The sequence below is a fragment of the Streptomyces sp. NPDC002176 genome (genome assembly GCF_044903645.1).
Taxonomy (GTDB): domain Bacteria; phylum Actinomycetota; class Actinomycetes; order Streptomycetales; family Streptomycetaceae; genus Streptomyces.
In genome coordinates this window covers 897940-912807 of sequence record NZ_JBJDQW010000001.1, presented here as the reverse complement: position 1 = coordinate 912807, position 14868 = coordinate 897940, and the positions used below count along the sequence as shown (strand labels likewise).

The window sequence follows — 14868 nt, the reverse complement described above, 5'->3', positions numbered from 1 at the left end:
AGGGGGATTCTCGGGCGGGACGGGGACAGAGGGTAGGAGGAGCGGGGTTCACCAGCGGGCGTCGAACACGGCACGCAGTTCGGCGAGTTCGGGTTCTGTGAGCGGTGCGGGCGTGCGCTCGGTGAGCAGCCACAGGCGGGCCGTCTCCTCGAGTTCTTCGAGGACGGCCAGGGCGGAGGCCGCGTCGGGCCCCCAGACGACCGGGCCCAGCCGGTCGAGCAGCACGGCCCGGATCGGCGTACCGCGCGCGGCGCGTTCGGCGATGCGGGCGGTCACCAGCTCGGCCACGCGCGGGTCACCGGGCCGGTGGTAGGGGACGAGCGGGACGTGCCCGACCTTCATCACGTAGTACGGGGTGATCGGCGGGAGTACGTCGTCCTGACTCCACACTCCGGCCAGGGTCAGCCCGACCAGGTGCGTGGAGTGGGTGTGCAGGATGAAGCGGGCGGTGGAGTCGGCCGCGTAGATCCGCCGGTGCAGGGTGAGGGTCTTACTGGCGCGGTCGCCCGCGAGCTGCTCGCCCCGCGCGTCGACGAGGGCCAGCCGGTCGGGCTCCAGGAAGCCCAGGGCGGCGTCGGTCGGGGTGATCAGGTGGGAGTCGCCCACCTGGGCGCTGATGTTGCCCGCGCTGGCGTGGACATAGCCCCGCGCGAACAGACTCGTGCCGACCCGGACGATCTCGCGCCGGGCCTCCTCCACCGCGTCTGTCATGACGTCTCCAGCAGGGCGAAGGCGGCGGAGAAGAAGTCGGGGGCGCCGAAGTTGCCTGACTTCAGGGTCAGATGGAGCGGCGACCCGTCGGGCAGCGTCGCCGCGCACCAGGGCACGCCGGGGTCGATCTGCGGGCCGATCCGGAGCCCGGTGACACCGAGCGCCTGGACGACCGCGCCCGAGGTCTCGCCCCCGGCGACGACGAGCTGCCGCACCCCGCGCGCCACGAGCCCCCGCGCCACCTCGGCCAGGGTCCGTTCCACCAGCTCACCGGCCTCGGCGGCACCGAGCCTGCTCTGTACCCCGCGCACCGCGTCGGGCGCCTCGGTGGAGTAGATCAGCACGGGTCCGTCGGCCAGGTGGGCGTCGGCGAAGGCCAGCGCCTCCCCGGCCACGTCCGCACCGGCCGCGATACGCAGGGGGTCCACGCTGAACGCGGGCCGCCCGCTGTCCACGAACTCCCGGACCTGGCCGTTGGTGGCCACGGACACCGACCCGGAGACGATGGCCTGGCGGCCACCCGCGGGCGGCAACTGAGCCGCTGCCGTGGACGGTTGGAGCCCCCAGTTCGCGGGCAGCCCGATGGCCAGGCCCGAACCGGCGGTCACCAGCGGCAGCTCCCGCACGGCCTCGCCCAGGCGCACCAGATCGTCGTTGGAGACGGCGTCGGCGATGGCGAACGCGACGCCCTCGGAGCGGAGTTCGTCGATGCGGGCCCGCACCGCGTCCACGCCCGCCGCGAGCACCGTGTGGTCGATGAGACCGACGGGACGCGTGGTCTGCGCGCCCAGCACGGTGACCAGGTTGGAGACGGTCATCGGCGTCAGCGGGTGGTCCCGCATGCCGCTCTCGCTCAACAGCACGTCACCCACGAAGAGATGACCCTTGAAGACGGTGCGCCCGTTGTCCGGGAAGGCCGGGGTGGCCACCGTGAAGCCGGTGCCCAGCGCGTCCATCAGGGCCTCGGCGACCGGCCCGATGTTCCCGGCCGGGGTGGAGTCGAAGGTCGAGCAGTACTTGAAGTAGATCTGCTCGGCACCCGCGCCCCGCAGCCACGCCAGGGCGCGCAACGAGGCGTCCACGGCCTCCGCGACCGGCACGGTACGGGACTTGAGCGCGATGACGACCGCGTCCACGTCCCCCGCGATGTCTGGGCCGCCTTCCTCGGGGACGTCGATGAGCTGGACCACGCGCATGCCCGCGCGCACCAGGTTGTTCGCCAGGTCCGTGGCGCCGGTGAAGTCGTCGGCGATGGCGCCGAGCCGGATTCCCATGTCAGCCATCCTCCGGCTTCGGCAGGTCGATCCCGGGGAAGATCTTGATCACCGCGCTGTCGTCCTCGCCGCCCAGCCCCGAGGCCGCGGCCTGGAGGAACATCTGGTGGGCGGTGGCGGCCAGCGGCAGCGGAAAACGCTCCGGGCGGGCGGAGTCGAGCACGATCCCCAGGTCCTTGACGAAGATGTCGACGGCGGACAGGGGCGTGTAGTCACCGGCCAGCACATGCGCCATACGGTTCTCGAACATCCACGAGTTGCCCGCGCTGTGCGTGATGACCTCGTACAGGGTGTCGGCCGGGACGCCCGCCCTGATGCCCAGCGCCATCGCCTCGGCGGCCGCGGCGATGTGGACGCCCGCGAGCAGCTGGTTGACGACCTTGACCTTGGAGCCGAGCCCGGCGCTGTCGCCGAGCCGGTGGACGGTCGCGCTCATCGCGTCCAGCACCGGCCCGGCGAGCGCGTACGCCTCCGGGGCGCCGGACGTCATCATGGTCAGCTCACCGGCCGCCGCACGCACGGCACCGCCGGAGACCGGGGCGTCCAGGTAGAGCACGCCCAACTCATCGAGTCGGCCCGCCAGTTCGTCCGACCAGGCGGGGTCGACGGTGGAGCACATCACGAACACGGCCCCCGGACGCAGCCGTTCGGCGGCACCATCCGCACCGAACAACACCTGCTCGATCTGGGCCGAGTTGACGACCACGCCGACCAGGACATCAACAGTGGCGGCGAGTTCACCGGCCGTGGCGAAGGCGGTACCGCCCTCCTTGGCGAAGTCGGCGGCCACGTCGGGCCGCAGGTCGTGGACCCCGACGTCGTACCCCGCGTTCCGCAGGCTCCGTGCCATCCCGAGTCCCATGGCCCCGAGTCCCACCACACCCACACGGGGTGGGGCGGCGGACCTTTCCTGGTCGTTCACGCGCAACATCCTTGTCTCGCAGTGGCCGCCCGGACGCCCTTCACTGCCAGGCCCCTTCGCCGACGGTCGGGTCATATGATGACCTGACGACAGCGGTCGACGCACTGTGATGCCGGTCACATGTGGGGTGGTTCACGGTCGCGGGATGATGGGCCGAGTGCCGGGCAAGAGCTTCCTCGGGGGTCTTCCGGCCGTCCCGATCCCATTCGCGCAACGGCACCACTGGAGATTCGCTGTGAGCCTCGACGGCAGACCGGTAGCTCTCGCGCCCGGCGGCGCAACTGACGCGGACGCCCGTAAGCAGCGTCTGCGCCGACGCCTGGAGCGGCTGATCGGGGTGGCCGCGACCGAGGGGAACGAGCTGATCCCGCTGCGCAACGGCAGCGCCATCTTCCCCGCGATGCTGGAGGCCATCGCCTCGGCCCGGCACACGATCGACATGATGACCTTCGTGTACTGGCGCGGTCAGATCGCCCGCGACTTCGCCGCCGCCCTCGCCGACCGCGCGCGGGACGGGGTGCGGGTACGGCTGCTGCTCGACGGCTTCGGCGCCAAGCAGATCGAGCCCGCGCTGCTGGACCTCATGGACACCGCCGGGGTCCAGGTGGCGTGGTTCCGCAAGCCCGTCTGGCTCTCGCCGTTCAAGCAGAACCACCGCTGCCACCGCAAGGCGCTGATCGTGGACGAGGACACCGCCTTCACCGGCGGCGTCGGCATCGCGGAGGAGTGGTGCGGCGACGCCCGCAACCCCGGCGAGTGGCGCGACACCCACGTCCAGGTGCGCGGTCCCGCGGTGGACGGGATAGCCGCCGCCTTCGCCCAGAACTGGGCCGAGTGCCACGACGAACTCTTCGACGACCGCGACCGCTTCACCGAGCACCAGCAGATCGGCGACTCCGTCGTCCAGGTCGTGCGCGGCTCGGCCAGCATCGGCTGGCAGGACATGCAGACCCTCATCCGGGTCATGCTCACCTCCGCCGAGGAGCGCTTCCGCCTCGCCACGGCCTACTTCGCCCCCGACGACTACTTCATCGACCTGCTGTGCCGCACCGCCGAGCGGGGCGTGAAGGTGGAGATCCTGCTGCCCGGCCCGTACACCGACCAGCGGGCCTGCCAGCTCGCCGGACAGCACCACTACACCAAGCTGCTGCGCGCGGGCGTCGACATCCGCCAGTACCAGCCGACGATGATGCACGCCAAGATCATCACCGTGGATTCGGTGGCGGCCCTGATCGGGTCCACCAACTTCAACCGCCGTTCCATGGACCACGACGAGGAGGTCATGCTCGCCGTGCTGGACGAGCGGTTCACCGCGTCCCTCGACCGCGACTACGACGCCGACCTGGAGCACAGCGTCGCCATCGACCTCGCCAGATGGCGGCGGAGAGCGGCGTTCCAAAGGCTGAAGGAGGCCGCGGTCACGCCCGTGAGACGCTTCCTGTGACGAAGGGCGGACGGCGGTAGCCGAAAGGGAGGCAGCTGAGGGTGTTCTCGGTGGATGTCAGACAGCACGCGCTGGGCGTGCTGTTCGTGTTGTTCGGAGAGCTGGACTTCGACAGCGTGGTGCAACTGCACGAGGCTGCCGACGAAGAACTGTCCACATCTAAGGGGGCGTTGCCGGTCGTCGTCGACTGCGCCGCCCTGACCTTCTGCGACTCCTCCGGGATCAGCGCGCTGCTCCGTCTCTACCAGCAACTCTCGGCACAGCAGCGGGCGCTCCGGCTGGCGGCCGTACCCGCCTCGGTGTCACGTCTGTTCACCCTGACAGGTTTGGACCAGCTGTTCTCCGTGCACATGGACGCTGCTGAGGCGCTTGCCGCAGGCTCGGACACGCGTGGCGTCGTCGCGGCGGTTCAACAGAATGAGGAGCGGAGCGCATGACGCTCGTACCAGGGCTGAACCAGCCCAAGCCCGGACGGCCGGGGAGTGCCTCGGGCGGGCTGGACGACGATCTGCGCGCGCTGTTCGGGCACTCGACGGCCGTGTTCGCCTCCCTCGCCGGTCCGGCGCACATGCTGGAGTCGGCGAACCCGGCGTTCTTCGCCGCGATCGGCGGCACGGAGCGGGCCCGCACCGGCCTGCCGCTCGGCGAACTGCTGCCGGAACTCGTCGAGCAGGGTCTGATCACCCTGCTGGACCGGGTCTACCGCACCGGGCGCCCCGTCACCGGCCGGGACCGGCGGGTGCTGCTCGGCTCCGGCGCCGACGCCCGTGAGGCGTTCTTCGACTTCACCTACGAGCCCCGGCTCGACGCCGGTGGCAATGTGACCGGCGTACGCGTGATCGGCGTCGAGACCACCCAGGTCAGGCAGGCCCAGCGGCTCACGGCCGAGCAGGCGGCCCTGCTGGAGCAGATCGCCCGGCAGGCCCCGCTGACCGACGTGCTGCACGGCATGGCCCGGGTCATCGAGGAGCTGGCGCCCGAGGAGGTGCTGGTCTCCGTACTGCTCGCCGACGCCGACGGCCGCCACCTGCGCCACGGCGCCGCCCCCAGCCTGCCCGACTTCTACAACCAGGCCATCGACGGCATCGCCGCCGGTGACGGCGTCGGCTCCTGCGGTACCGCCGCCCACCGTCGGCAGAGCGTGATCGTCTCCGACATCGCCACGCACGAGTACTGGGACGACTTCCGGGACCTGGCCGAGAAGGCCGGGCTCGCCGCCTGCTGGTCCACCCCGGTGCTGGCCCGCGACGGATCGCTGCTCGGCACCTTCGCCATGTACCACCGCACGCCCCGCTCGCCCCAGGACTACGATCTCGCGCTCGCCCGGATCTTCGCGGGCACGGCCGCCCTGGCCATCGAACGCCACCAGGCCGAGCAGGCCCGCCAGGCCGCAGAGGCCCGCGAGAAGGCCGCCCGCGCCGACCTCGCCTTCCTGTTGGACGCCAGCACCTCCCTCGCCCACGACCTGGACGCCACCCAGACGCTCCAGCGCCTGGCCGACGCGTGCAGCCCGGCCCTCGCACCGCTGAGCGCGGTCGACATCGTGGAGGCGGGCCGCGTACGCCGTGTCGCCACGGCGGCACCGGGCGCCGAACAGCGCGCTCTGCTGGCGTCCCACATCCCGGTCTACGACGCCGTCGACGACGCCGTGGCCCGCGTGCTGGCCTCCGGGGTGAGCGAGGTCGCCCGCCGTACGCCCACCGGTCCGGGCCCCTGGCACGACCTGGGCGTCACCGGCTATCTGTGCGTGCCGCTGCTCGACCGGGGCAGCACGGTCGGCACCATGACCCTGCTGAGCGTCGGCGACCACACCTTCGACGGGCACACCGTCGCGCTGGCCGAGGAACTCGCCCGGCGGGCCTCCGCCGCCGCGCGCAACGCCCGCCAGTACACCCACCGGGTCACCCTGGCCCGCGACCTCCAGGCCGGGCTGCTGCTGCCCGGCGTACCCGAGGTGCCCGGCGCCGACGTGGCGACGTACTACCACCCCGCCGGTGAGGGCCTCGACATCGGCGGCGACTTCTACGACGTCTTCCCGCTGCGGGACGGCCGGTGGGCGTTCATGCTCGGCGACGTGTGCGGCCGCGGCGCGACCGCCGCGACCACCACCGCCCTGGTCCGGCACACCGCCCGAGCCGTCGCCCCGCTGCTGCCCGGCCCGCAGGCCGTCGTCGAGGCCGTCAACCGTGCCCTGTGCGACCGCCCCGGCAGCCACGGCACCGGCTTCGTCACGCTCGTCTACGGGCAGTTCACCCCGACCCCGGAGGGTCTGGACATCGAGCTGATCCGGGCCGGGCACACCGCGCCGCTCGTCCTCGACTCGGACCACGCCGTCCACACCGTCGAGGCGTCCGGACTCCTCCTGGGCGTCGCCCCCGACCCGCAGGTCAGTGCCCGTCGGCTCCGACTGCGGCCGCGGGAGAGCCTGTTGCTCTACACCGACGGTCTCACCGAGGCCCGCGCCCCGGACGGCGAGCAGTTCGGCGAGCAGCGCGTCGCCCAGGCCCTGGCCGGGTCCCCGCGTCCGCCTGCCGCACGGCACCTCATCGACACGCTCACCGACGCCGTGCACGTCTTCACCGGCGGCCACGACATCGACGACGACCAGGCCGTCCTCGTCCTCACCGCGACGGGGCCCCTGGAGTCCTAGCGGGATGTGGCCTCGTCGCGCGGGGTGCCCAGGCCGCGCAAGGACCGGTCGGCGAGCGTCACGGCGAGGAAGAGGGCGCTGACGGCGAGCATCAGCCAGGAGAGATGGTGCAGTCCGCCGGTGTCGGCGCGCTGGCCGAAGAGGGCACCGCTCGCGGCGGCGGCGACGATCGCGCCGAGGTAGCCGAAGGTGCGCAGCAGTCCGGCGGAGGAGCCCATGCGCTCGGGGTCGGCCTGGTGGAAGACGGAGTTCTGCAGGGCCAGGCCGTTCAGGCCCTGCGGGACACCGAGGACGAGGACGACGGCCAGCAGTATCCACACCGGGCTCGCGTCGGTCAGGGTCAGCAGCAGCGCGCACGCGGCGAGCTGGCCGACCGAGCCCACCAGCAGCTTGCCCCGGATGGCCTGCCGATGCCCGGTGAGCGTCGAGACGACCAACGCGGTGGCGAACAGCGGGAGTTGGACCAGCCCGGCCTGCGAGGCCGACAGCCCCCGTCCCTCTTCCAGCCACTGGGTGTACCCGTACAGGAAGGCGTAGCTGACGATGTACGCGAGCAGCGCGCGGGCGTAGGTGGCCAGCAGCGGGAGGTTGCCGCCGAGGACGCGCAGGTCGATGAAGGGCTGCGGGGTCCTCAGTTCCCGCCAGGTGAAGGCGGCCGCCGCGAGGAGGGTCAGCAGGGGCAGGTACCAGTGGGCGGCGCCGGGTTCCATGAGGAAGAGCAGCAGGCAGATCAGGGCGGTGGCGAACAGGCCCATGCCGGGCAGGTCCAGGGCGGCGAGGGGGTGCCGGTCCTCGGTACGCGGGGCCGGTGGGGTCGCGGGGAGGCGGCGGGCGCCGAGGTACAGGCCGACGAGGGCCAGCGGGATGTTGACGGCGAGGGTGGCGCGCCAGCCGCCGACCCCGATCAGCAGTCCGCCGAGGCTCGGGCCGATGACGGCGACGGTCTGGGTGGTGACGGCGAGCGCGGTGAGCACGCCCGTCGGGCTCTCCCGCCCGGTGCGCCGGGCCTCGCTGCGGATCAGGTACATGGCGGCCGGATAGCCGGAACAGGTGCCGAAGCCGAGGAGCACCCGCGCGGCGATCAGCACGCCGAGACTCGGGGCGAGCATGCCCACGACGCCCGCGACACCGGTCAGCGCGGTCCCCACCAGGAACAGCCGGCGCGGCCCGAAGAGGTCGATCAGGCGTCCCACGACGGGCTGGCCGATGGACGTGGCCAGATACAGGGCCGAGACGAGCCACGCGGTCTGCGCGGGCGGCGCGCCGAACGCGGCGCCGATCGGCACCAGGGAGACCGAGAGGACGGAGGAGTTGACCGGGTTGAGTACGGACCCCAGCATCATCGGGGCGAGCAGCCGCCGGTCGAAGCCGTCGCTCTTCCTCGTCCTGCCGGGGAGCAGCTGGCGCAGGGTCACGAGCGGACGACCCGGTCCAGTATGGCCGCCGCCTCCAGCAGGGTCTGCCGCTCGGCCTCCGTGCACTGGCCCTCCAGCGCTCGGGTGAGCCAGCCCTCCCCGGCCCGTCGGCGGTCCTCCAGGAAGGCGTGCCCGCTGTCGGTGACGAACACCAGCTGGCGCCGCCCGTCGGAGGGGTCCTGCCGCCGGGCCACGAGCCCGCGCCCCTCCAGTACGGACACGGTCACGGCCACCGACTGGTGCCGTACCCGCTCGGCGGCGGCCAGCTCGCTGACCGACGCCTCGCCGTCCTTGTCGAGCCTGCTGAGCACGGACGTCTGCGACGGCGTCAGATCACCGGGGTCGTAACTCTCCCGCATTCGCCGCCGCAATCGGCTGAACACCACCCGGAACTCGTGCGCCGCACGCACGGCGGATTCGGACACACCGGTGGTGTCAGGGGTCTCGATCATATTTACAGGCTAACTTGCGCAGTCCAGGCTGCGCAAATATCGAGACCTCGGCGGGCCGCTCCGGAAAGCGGCCCGCCGGGTGGCTCAGACCGTCGCGCGACGGCGGAGTTCCTTCTTGTCGGGCTTGCCGACGTCCGTGAGGGGGAGGGCGGCGGGGAAGGTGATGCGGGTCGGCTCGTACATGGCGCCGCGCTCGGCGCGTACCAGCGCGCGGAGGTCGTCGGCGGACGTGGTGGCGCCGGGGGAGAGGAGCACGGCGGCGTGGACGCGCTCCATGCGGTCCTCGTCGCGGACGCCGAAGACCGCGCTCTGGAGGACGTCCGGGTGGCTGTTGAGGAGGTCCTCCAGCTCGGTGGTGTACACATGGCCGCCGACCACGACGATCATGTCCTTGAGGCGGTCCACCACGGTCAGATAGCCCGCGTCGTCGCGGAAGCCGACGTCGCCGGTGTGCAGCCAGCCGTCCTGGAGCACCTCGGCGGTGAGCCGCGGCTGCTTCCAGTAGCCCTGCATGACCATGGCGGAGCGGACGCAGATCTCGCCGTGTTCGCCGTTCGGGAGGACGTTGCCGTCCGGGTCCCGGATCTCCACGTCGACGCTCGGCAGGATCTTCCCGGCGGTGCGCAGGAGCGCGGGGTTGTCCGGGTCGTGGTCCTTCGGGGGCAGCACGCTGATGAGGCCGCCCTCGTTCTGCCCGTACCCCTGCATCAGCACCGGGCCGAGGCGGCGTACGGCGTCGGCGATGCGGGCGGGGGAGGACTGGCAGCCGCCGTAGAGGACCTGGCGCAGGCCGGAGGTGTCGGTGTGCGCCAGGTCGGGGTGGTCGAGGAGCTGGTAGAGCAGCGGCGGCAGCAGCCACAGGTGGGTGATGCGCTCCAGCTCGATGGTGCGCAGCACCTGGCCCGGCTCGAAGTCGTCCAGCAGGACCACCGTGCCGCCCGTCTCCAGCACCGCGTCGGCGAGCATCCCGGCCGCGTGGGCGATGGTCGTGGCGACCAACTGGCGCTGCGCGCCGGTCTCTTCACCGGTGACCGGCCGGGCGGCGCGCGTCTCCTGCACCTGGCGGAAGGTGGTGCAGATGCCCTTGGGGTGGCCGGTGGTGCCGCCGGTGTGGCGGATGCCGCAGATGTCGTCCGGCTCCGCCCGGCTCGGGAACGGTACGGCGGGCTGGGCGGCGGCCAGCGTCAGCAGATCCTCGGCGCTGTCGCAAGGGCCCAGCGTCAGCACCGACTTGACCGGCACGGACGCGGTGATCTCCGCGGCCCGGTCGGTCAGCCGGGGGTCGACCAGCAGGGCCCGCGTCTCCACGTCGGCGACGATGGCGGCCTGTACGTCGGCGGAGAGCTTGCTGTACAGGTGGTTGACCTGAGCGCCGATCAGATTGGCGGCGTACCGCACGGCTATCGCCTCGGGCAGGTTGCCGCTGAGCAGGGTGACGGTCTGGCCGCGCTCGATCCCCTGGGCCTGCAGGGCCCATGCCATCCGGTGCACCAGATCGCGGAACTCCCCCGCGCTCACACGGTGTTCGCCGTGCACCAGGGCCTCGCGGGCGGGGTCCTCCCGCAGGGCGTCGAGGATGTCCTCCACCGGGTTGCGGAAGCGTGGGGCGGCGACGTCGAGCATGGGGGGTCCTCCTGGGGCGGGCGCGCACCGCGCACCGGCCGGTTGTTGCTGTTGTTCTGTGGGGGGACGGGAAAGTTCCCGAATAAAGGTTGCCTAGACCAACCAAGTCGACTCTAGGACGCCCACCTGGACAGCGCCAACTTCACGGCCGCGAACGTCGACAATCGGCCGATTCGGCTAGGTCAATCGGCCAATGTCGACTCCGCACACCCCTCTTGACCAGGGACGACAGTGGTCCGGCGCGGGGCGTTCAGCCCGCTCCCAGCGCGGAGACCAGGCTCGCCACCGTCACGGTGTTGAAGACGAACGCGATGACCGCGTTGGCCGACACGGTGCGCCGCATCTGCCGCGAGGTCACGCTCACGTCGGTCGCGCCGAAGGTCGTCATGACCGACAGGGCGAAGTACAGCGGCACGCGCGGTCCTCGGGCCGTACCGGTACGCGGAGATCGAGGTCCACGCATGGCAGTTCGGCGGCCGAACGGAAGACCCTGATCCCGGCACGCACCGGCGTCCCCCTCGGGCAAAGGGCCACGTGGCCGAGTCCCACCCCTGAGCTTCATCCCCCGTCGGACCGCCGACCATCCACCCCGAGGAACTGCAGCACCGCGAGTACCCGGCGGTGGTCGGCGTCGGCTCGGGGGAGGTCCAGTTTCATCAGGATGTTGTTGATGTGTTTGGCGACGGCGCTTTCGCTGACGACGAGTTGGATGGCGATGCCCGCGTTGGAGCGGCCTTCGGCCATGAGGGCGAGGACTTCGTGTTCGCGGGGGGTGAGGCGGGACAGGGGGGTGTCGGTGCGGCGGACGAGGAGTTGGGCCACCACCTGGGGGTCCAGGGCGGTGCCGCCGTTCGCCACTCGGCGGAGGGCCTCGATGAACTCCTCGACATCGGCCACCCGTTGCTTGAGGAGGTAGCCCACGCCGCTGGTGTTGGCGGCGAGCAGGTCGGTGGCGTAGCGCTCCTCGACGTACTGGGAGAGCAGGAGCAGGGCCGTCGAGGGGTGGGTGCGGCGGATGGTCAGCGCGGCGCGTACTCCCTCGTCCGAGAAGCCGGGCGGCATACGGACGTCCACCAGGGCGAGGTCGGGGCGGTGCTCCGTCACCGCGGCCAGCAGCCCCGGGCCGTCGCCCACCTCGGCGGCCACTTCGAAGCCCGCCATCTCCACGATCTTGACCAGGCCCATCCGCAACAGGACGGAGTCCTCGGCGATCACCGCGCGTCGCACCGTCGGCTCCTCGTTCATCGTGCCGGGCACGGCAGCTCCACACTCATCAGGGTCGGTCCCCCCACGGGACTGCTCATCCGGAATGTTCCGTCGACGGACCGCACACGCTGGGCGAGACCGGTGAGACCGGTCCCGTCGGCGGGGTCGGCACCGCCCAGGCCGTCGTCCGTGACCACCACCCTCAGTATCCCGCCCAGCAGGGTGAGCGTCACCTCCGAACGGGTCGCCTCCCGCGCGTGCTTGGCGACGTTCGTCAGCGCCTCGGAGACGACGAAGTAGGCGACCGCCTCCACCGCCGGTGCGGGCCGCCGTGGCAGGTCCACCCGCAGCCGTACGGGCAGCGGGGCGCGGGCCGCGAGGCCCGACAGGGCGGCGTCCAGGCCGAGTTCGTCCAGGACTGCGGGGTGCAGCCCGCGTACCAGACTGCTCAGTTCCTCGATCGCCTCCTTCGCCTCCCGGTGTGCGGTGTCGATGACCTCGCGCGCCTCCGGCGGCAGATCCACCAGCGTGGCCTTGGCCAGACCCAGGTTCAGCGCGAGGGAGACGAGGCGTTGCTGCGCGCCGTCGTGCAAGTCCCGTTCGATGCGCCGCCGTTCCGCGTCCGCGGCGTCCACCACCCCGGCCCGGCTCTCGGTGAGGTCCTCCACCCGTCGCGCCAGGTCCTCTTCCCTGCCTCGCCCCAGCCAGGAGGGGCCGACATGGCTCTCCAGGCGTACGAGGGCGGCGGCCGAGGGGGGAACCGTGGCCAGGGCGACCAGGCCCGCCGCGCAGAGGTACGCGGCCTGAGTGGAGAGGCCGAGGTGTTCGATCCGCCACCGCCACGGCAGCGCGTAGACCCACACCGGGGTCAGTGCCGCGGCCGCCCCGGCCACCAGGAGCCCCACCACCAGCGCTTCGAGTCCGCCCAACAGCGCCCCGGCCAGGAAGTGGTAGCCGAACTGACGCCCTGGCCGCCGCGATCCCGGCCGGGGTATGCCGAGCCCGAGGAACCGCCGGAAACGCCAGAGCTGCGCCACGGTCAGCGCCGGTACGCAGCACACCGTCACCACCAGCGCGCCCCCGAGCATGACCGGCGCACTCGCGTCCCCTCCCTCGACGCACTCCCAGACGAGGCCGAAGTCCAGGAAGAGCAGGAACCCCATGAGGAGGTGAAGCGGTGCCCCCAGGGCGAGGAAGGAGATGTCACGCGTCAGGCGCGTCAGCGCTCGCCGCGGCCGGGGCGGGATCTTCATGGGCCAACGGTAGGTCCCGGCAACGGCGTTCATCCATGCACCTGCCATCCGTGACGGGGGTGTAGCCAGTGCCACCCCAGGACGGACAGCGACGTTACTGATTCCGGGGAGCGGAAACCGGAGGGTTGATCACGAGCCCGACGGTCGGGTTCCCGATCCTGGAAGTGGACTCCCGACATGGCCCTCATCTCCCATGCCCCCACGAGCGGTGCCACCCACGGCCGCGTACTCCTGGCCGCCGGTCTCGCCCTGCTGCCCTGGCTCGGCTATCTGGCCGCCACCCTGCCGCCCGCCGAGGCCGCCGCCTGGGTGGCGCTCGACGCGGTGGAGGCCGCCGCGCTGCTCACCGCCGGGAGCCGCCTGCTGCGCCACGACCCCCGCCACCGCGCCCCCGCCGCCGCCGCGGCCGTACTCCTCCTCGCCGATGCCTGCGTCGACGTGGCCACCTCCGCACCCGGCCCGGAGCTGGCCCTCGCCGTGGCCATGGCCGTGTGCGCGGAACTCCCCCTCGCGGCCCTGTGTACCGCACTGGCCGTCCCCGCGCGCCGGAAGCGGCGTCGGCCGAGGTGCCCGGGGACTACAGGGGCGCCCCCTGCACCCGCCCCGTGAACCGGCCCCCCACCTGCCCGGCGAGCCAGTGGACGCGGTCGACATGGTCGCCGTCCCGGTCCCGGACGTGTACGTGGACCGTGTGGTCCGGGGAGGGTTCCTCCTGGTAGAGGTCCAGGGAGTGCACGCTCAGGGTGAGGTAGGCGTACTTCTGGCTGATCTCCGCCAGGCCCGCCTCGGGTACCGCGAGCCAGGAGTCCAGGTCCCAGCGGATGGCGGCCGCGGAGTCCGGCCCGAGCGCCTCGATGAAGGGTTCGGCGCGGTCCAGCGGGCGGGACCAGTCGAAGACCTGGATGGGCAGGCAGCCCGCGGGGTCGTCACCGTTCTCCGACGAACCGTGCTCCTCACCGGCCTTCGCCCACCACACCATGTCGGGCAGTACGTGGCGTACGCGCGCCAGGGTGTCCGGCGACCGGATCACCGCCTCGAAGTCGACGTCCATCTGGCTGGCGTCCGCCCAGGTCAGCAGGGTGCGTACCGCGCCGATCGCTTCGGAGAGGTCGGCCGTCGTGAGGATGGCGGACGCGGAGGAGTTGCTCATGGCGGAACCGTAGGGCAGAGATCCACGACACCGCGCGTCAATTTCTTCTTGACGGTCGGGGAGCGTCAACTTAGTCTTGACGCATGAGTCCACTCGACATCAATCTCGCCGACCTGATCGCCCGACTCGACGAAGAACTGCCCGAGGCGGGCGACCTCGCCCACATCAGTGAGGCGCGGCTGCGTGCGCAGACCCTGTCCGATCTCGGGGACCAGCTCATCGACCACTACGTCAGCAAGGCCAAGCGGTCCGGGGCGTCCTGGACCGAGATCGGGGATGCCATCGGAGTGTCCAAGCAGGCCGCTCAACAGCGGCACGCGCCGGGGCCGTTCGAGCGGTTCACCGAGACCAACCGGCACGGCATCGTGCTCGCGCAGGAGGCCGCGCGGACGCGCAAGCACGAGTCCATCGGCACCGCACACCTGCTGCTCGGGCTCCTCGGGGAGTCGCAGGGGCTGGCGTACGAGGTGCTGACGGCGCAGGCCGGTACGGAACAGCGCGTGCGCGACGCGGTCGCGGAGGTGTTGCCGCCCGCCGGTGCGAAGGCGCCGCGCGGGCACATCGCGTTCGCGGAGGAGAGCAAGGAAGCCATCGAGCAGGCGCGGAACGCGTCGGCCGAGCTGGGTCACGACCGGGTCGGCACCGAGCACATGCTGCTGGGGCTGATCCGGGTCGAGGGGAGCACGGCCGCGGGCATCCTGCGTGACCTCGGCTTCACGCCGGACGGGCTGCGCGAGGCGGTCGCCGCGCGGGGCGAGCGCTGACGGC

The 14868-nt window shown here is 71.9% G+C and carries 14 protein-coding genes and 1 pseudogene; 5 read left to right on the top strand and 10 right to left on the bottom strand.

Translation table 11 applies throughout. The features are described 5' to 3' along the window. Positions 1 to 48: 48 nt before the first annotated feature. The 3 genes from ACI2LY_RS03975 to ltnD are packed head-to-tail and all read right to left on the bottom strand — an operon-like array spanning position 49 to position 2916. Positions 49 to 711: an aldolase gene (locus ACI2LY_RS03975; protein ID WP_404705728.1), complete on the bottom strand. Its 663-nt coding sequence runs from the start codon at positions 709 to 711 to the stop codon at positions 49 to 51. Continuing rightward, positions 708 to 1985 (bottom strand): 3-oxo-tetronate kinase, encoded by a 1278-nt coding sequence (otnK, locus tag ACI2LY_RS03970; protein WP_404705727.1) that lies wholly within the window; start codon positions 1983 to 1985, stop codon positions 708 to 710. Before otnK ends, ACI2LY_RS03975 begins: the two co-directional genes overlap by 4 nt. A 1-nt stretch (position 1986) precedes the next feature. Further along, positions 1987 to 2916, bottom strand: coding sequence for an L-threonate dehydrogenase (gene ltnD, locus ACI2LY_RS03965; protein WP_404705726.1), 930 nt, complete (start codon positions 2914 to 2916; stop codon positions 1987 to 1989). 226 nt (positions 2917 to 3142) lie between these two features. On the opposite strand from ltnD, the gene ACI2LY_RS03960 reads away from it, so the two are divergent. Genes ACI2LY_RS03960 through ACI2LY_RS03950 form a run of 3 tightly spaced genes read left to right on the top strand, consistent with a single transcriptional unit; the run spans position 3143 to position 7001 of the window. Beyond that, positions 3143 to 4351, top strand: coding sequence for a phosphatidylserine/phosphatidylglycerophosphate/cardiolipin synthase family protein (locus ACI2LY_RS03960; RefSeq protein ID WP_404705725.1), 1209 nt, complete (start codon positions 3143 to 3145; stop codon positions 4349 to 4351). Positions 4352 to 4392: 41 nt separating this feature from the next. Continuing rightward, positions 4393 to 4788 (top strand): STAS domain-containing protein, encoded by a 396-nt coding sequence (locus tag ACI2LY_RS03955; RefSeq protein ID WP_404705724.1) that lies wholly within the window; start codon positions 4393 to 4395, stop codon positions 4786 to 4788. Then, positions 4785 to 7001, top strand: a complete 2217-nt coding sequence (locus ACI2LY_RS03950; RefSeq protein ID WP_404705723.1) for a SpoIIE family protein phosphatase — start codon at positions 4785 to 4787, stop codon at positions 6999 to 7001. The genes ACI2LY_RS03955 and ACI2LY_RS03950 overlap by 4 nt, the downstream gene beginning before the upstream one ends. Here the strand turns inward: ACI2LY_RS03950 and ACI2LY_RS03945 are convergent. From ACI2LY_RS03945 to ACI2LY_RS03920, 6 genes and pseudogenes are all read right to left on the bottom strand, one after another. Continuing rightward, positions 6998 to 8344 carry an MFS transporter gene (locus ACI2LY_RS03945; RefSeq protein ID WP_404706476.1) on the bottom strand — a complete coding sequence of 449 codons (1347 nt, stop codon included), beginning with the start codon at positions 8342 to 8344 and terminating at the stop codon, positions 6998 to 7000. The genes ACI2LY_RS03950 and ACI2LY_RS03945 overlap by 4 nt on opposite strands. A 68-nt stretch (positions 8345 to 8412) precedes the next feature. Next, entirely contained in the window at positions 8413 to 8868 is a 456-nt protein-coding gene (locus ACI2LY_RS03940) for a MarR family winged helix-turn-helix transcriptional regulator (protein ID WP_404705722.1), read from the bottom strand. Between the two features lie 84 nt (positions 8869 to 8952). Then, positions 8953 to 10491, bottom strand: coding sequence for an AMP-binding protein (locus ACI2LY_RS03935; RefSeq protein WP_404705721.1), 1539 nt, complete (start codon positions 10489 to 10491; stop codon positions 8953 to 8955). Positions 10492 to 10741: 250 nt separating this feature from the next. Beyond that, positions 10742 to 10900 (bottom strand): annotated as a pseudogene (locus ACI2LY_RS03930) (DUF1345 domain-containing protein); the annotation flags it as partial. 149 nt (positions 10901 to 11049) lie between these two features. Then, on the bottom strand, positions 11050 to 11736 hold the full coding sequence (locus ACI2LY_RS03925) for a response regulator (RefSeq protein ID WP_404706475.1): 687 nt from the start codon (positions 11734 to 11736) through the stop codon (positions 11050 to 11052). Beyond that, entirely contained in the window at positions 11733 to 12950 is a 1218-nt protein-coding gene (locus tag ACI2LY_RS03920) for a sensor histidine kinase (protein ID WP_404705720.1), read from the bottom strand. Before ACI2LY_RS03920 ends, ACI2LY_RS03925 begins: the two co-directional genes overlap by 4 nt. A gap of 177 nt (positions 12951 to 13127) precedes the next feature. Between ACI2LY_RS03920 and ACI2LY_RS03915 the strand changes: the two genes are divergently transcribed. Beyond that, a complete protein-coding gene (locus tag ACI2LY_RS03915; RefSeq protein WP_404705719.1) occupies positions 13128 to 13559 on the top strand; it encodes a hypothetical protein in 432 nt (143 codons plus the stop codon). Here ACI2LY_RS03915 and ACI2LY_RS03910 read toward each other — a convergent pair. After that, positions 13528 to 14100, bottom strand: a complete 573-nt coding sequence (locus ACI2LY_RS03910; RefSeq protein ID WP_404705718.1) for a hypothetical protein — start codon at positions 14098 to 14100, stop codon at positions 13528 to 13530. The two genes, ACI2LY_RS03915 and ACI2LY_RS03910, sit on opposite strands and share 32 nt — an antisense overlap. Before the next feature lie 83 nt (positions 14101 to 14183). On the opposite strand from ACI2LY_RS03910, the gene ACI2LY_RS03905 reads away from it, so the two are divergent. Next, on the top strand, positions 14184 to 14864 hold the full coding sequence (locus ACI2LY_RS03905) for a Clp protease N-terminal domain-containing protein (protein ID WP_404705717.1): 681 nt from the start codon (positions 14184 to 14186) through the stop codon (positions 14862 to 14864). Positions 14865 to 14868: the final 4 nt, after the last annotated feature.

Coding starts and splice junctions, on each gene's coding strand:
- ACI2LY_RS03915 (WP_404705719.1), top strand. CDS start 13,128: ATGGCCCTCATCTCCCATGCCCCCACGAGCGGTGCCACCCACGGCCGC.
- ACI2LY_RS03950 (WP_404705723.1), top strand. CDS start 4,785: ATGACGCTCGTACCAGGGCTGAACCAGCCCAAGCCCGGACGGCCGGGG.
- ACI2LY_RS03975 (WP_404705728.1), bottom strand. CDS start 711: ATGACAGACGCGGTGGAGGAGGCCCGGCGCGAGATCGTCCGGGTCGGC.
- ACI2LY_RS03945 (WP_404706476.1), bottom strand. CDS start 8,344: ATGATGCTGGGGTCCGTACTCAACCCGGTCAACTCCTCCGTCCTCTCG.
- ACI2LY_RS03940 (WP_404705722.1), bottom strand. CDS start 8,868: ATGATCGAGACCCCTGACACCACCGGTGTGTCCGAATCCGCCGTGCGT.
- ACI2LY_RS03935 (WP_404705721.1), bottom strand. CDS start 10,491: ATGCTCGACGTCGCCGCCCCACGCTTCCGCAACCCGGTGGAGGACATC.
- ACI2LY_RS03925 (WP_404706475.1), bottom strand. CDS start 11,736: ATGAACGAGGAGCCGACGGTGCGACGCGCGGTGATCGCCGAGGACTCC.
- ACI2LY_RS03905 (WP_404705717.1), top strand. CDS start 14,184: ATGAGTCCACTCGACATCAATCTCGCCGACCTGATCGCCCGACTCGAC.
- ACI2LY_RS03920 (WP_404705720.1), bottom strand. CDS start 12,950: ATGAAGATCCCGCCCCGGCCGCGGCGAGCGCTGACGCGCCTGACGCGT.
- ltnD (WP_404705726.1), bottom strand. CDS start 2,916: ATGTTGCGCGTGAACGACCAGGAAAGGTCCGCCGCCCCACCCCGTGTG.
- otnK (WP_404705727.1), bottom strand. CDS start 1,985: ATGGGAATCCGGCTCGGCGCCATCGCCGACGACTTCACCGGCGCCACG.
- ACI2LY_RS03910 (WP_404705718.1), bottom strand. CDS start 14,100: ATGAGCAACTCCTCCGCGTCCGCCATCCTCACGACGGCCGACCTCTCC.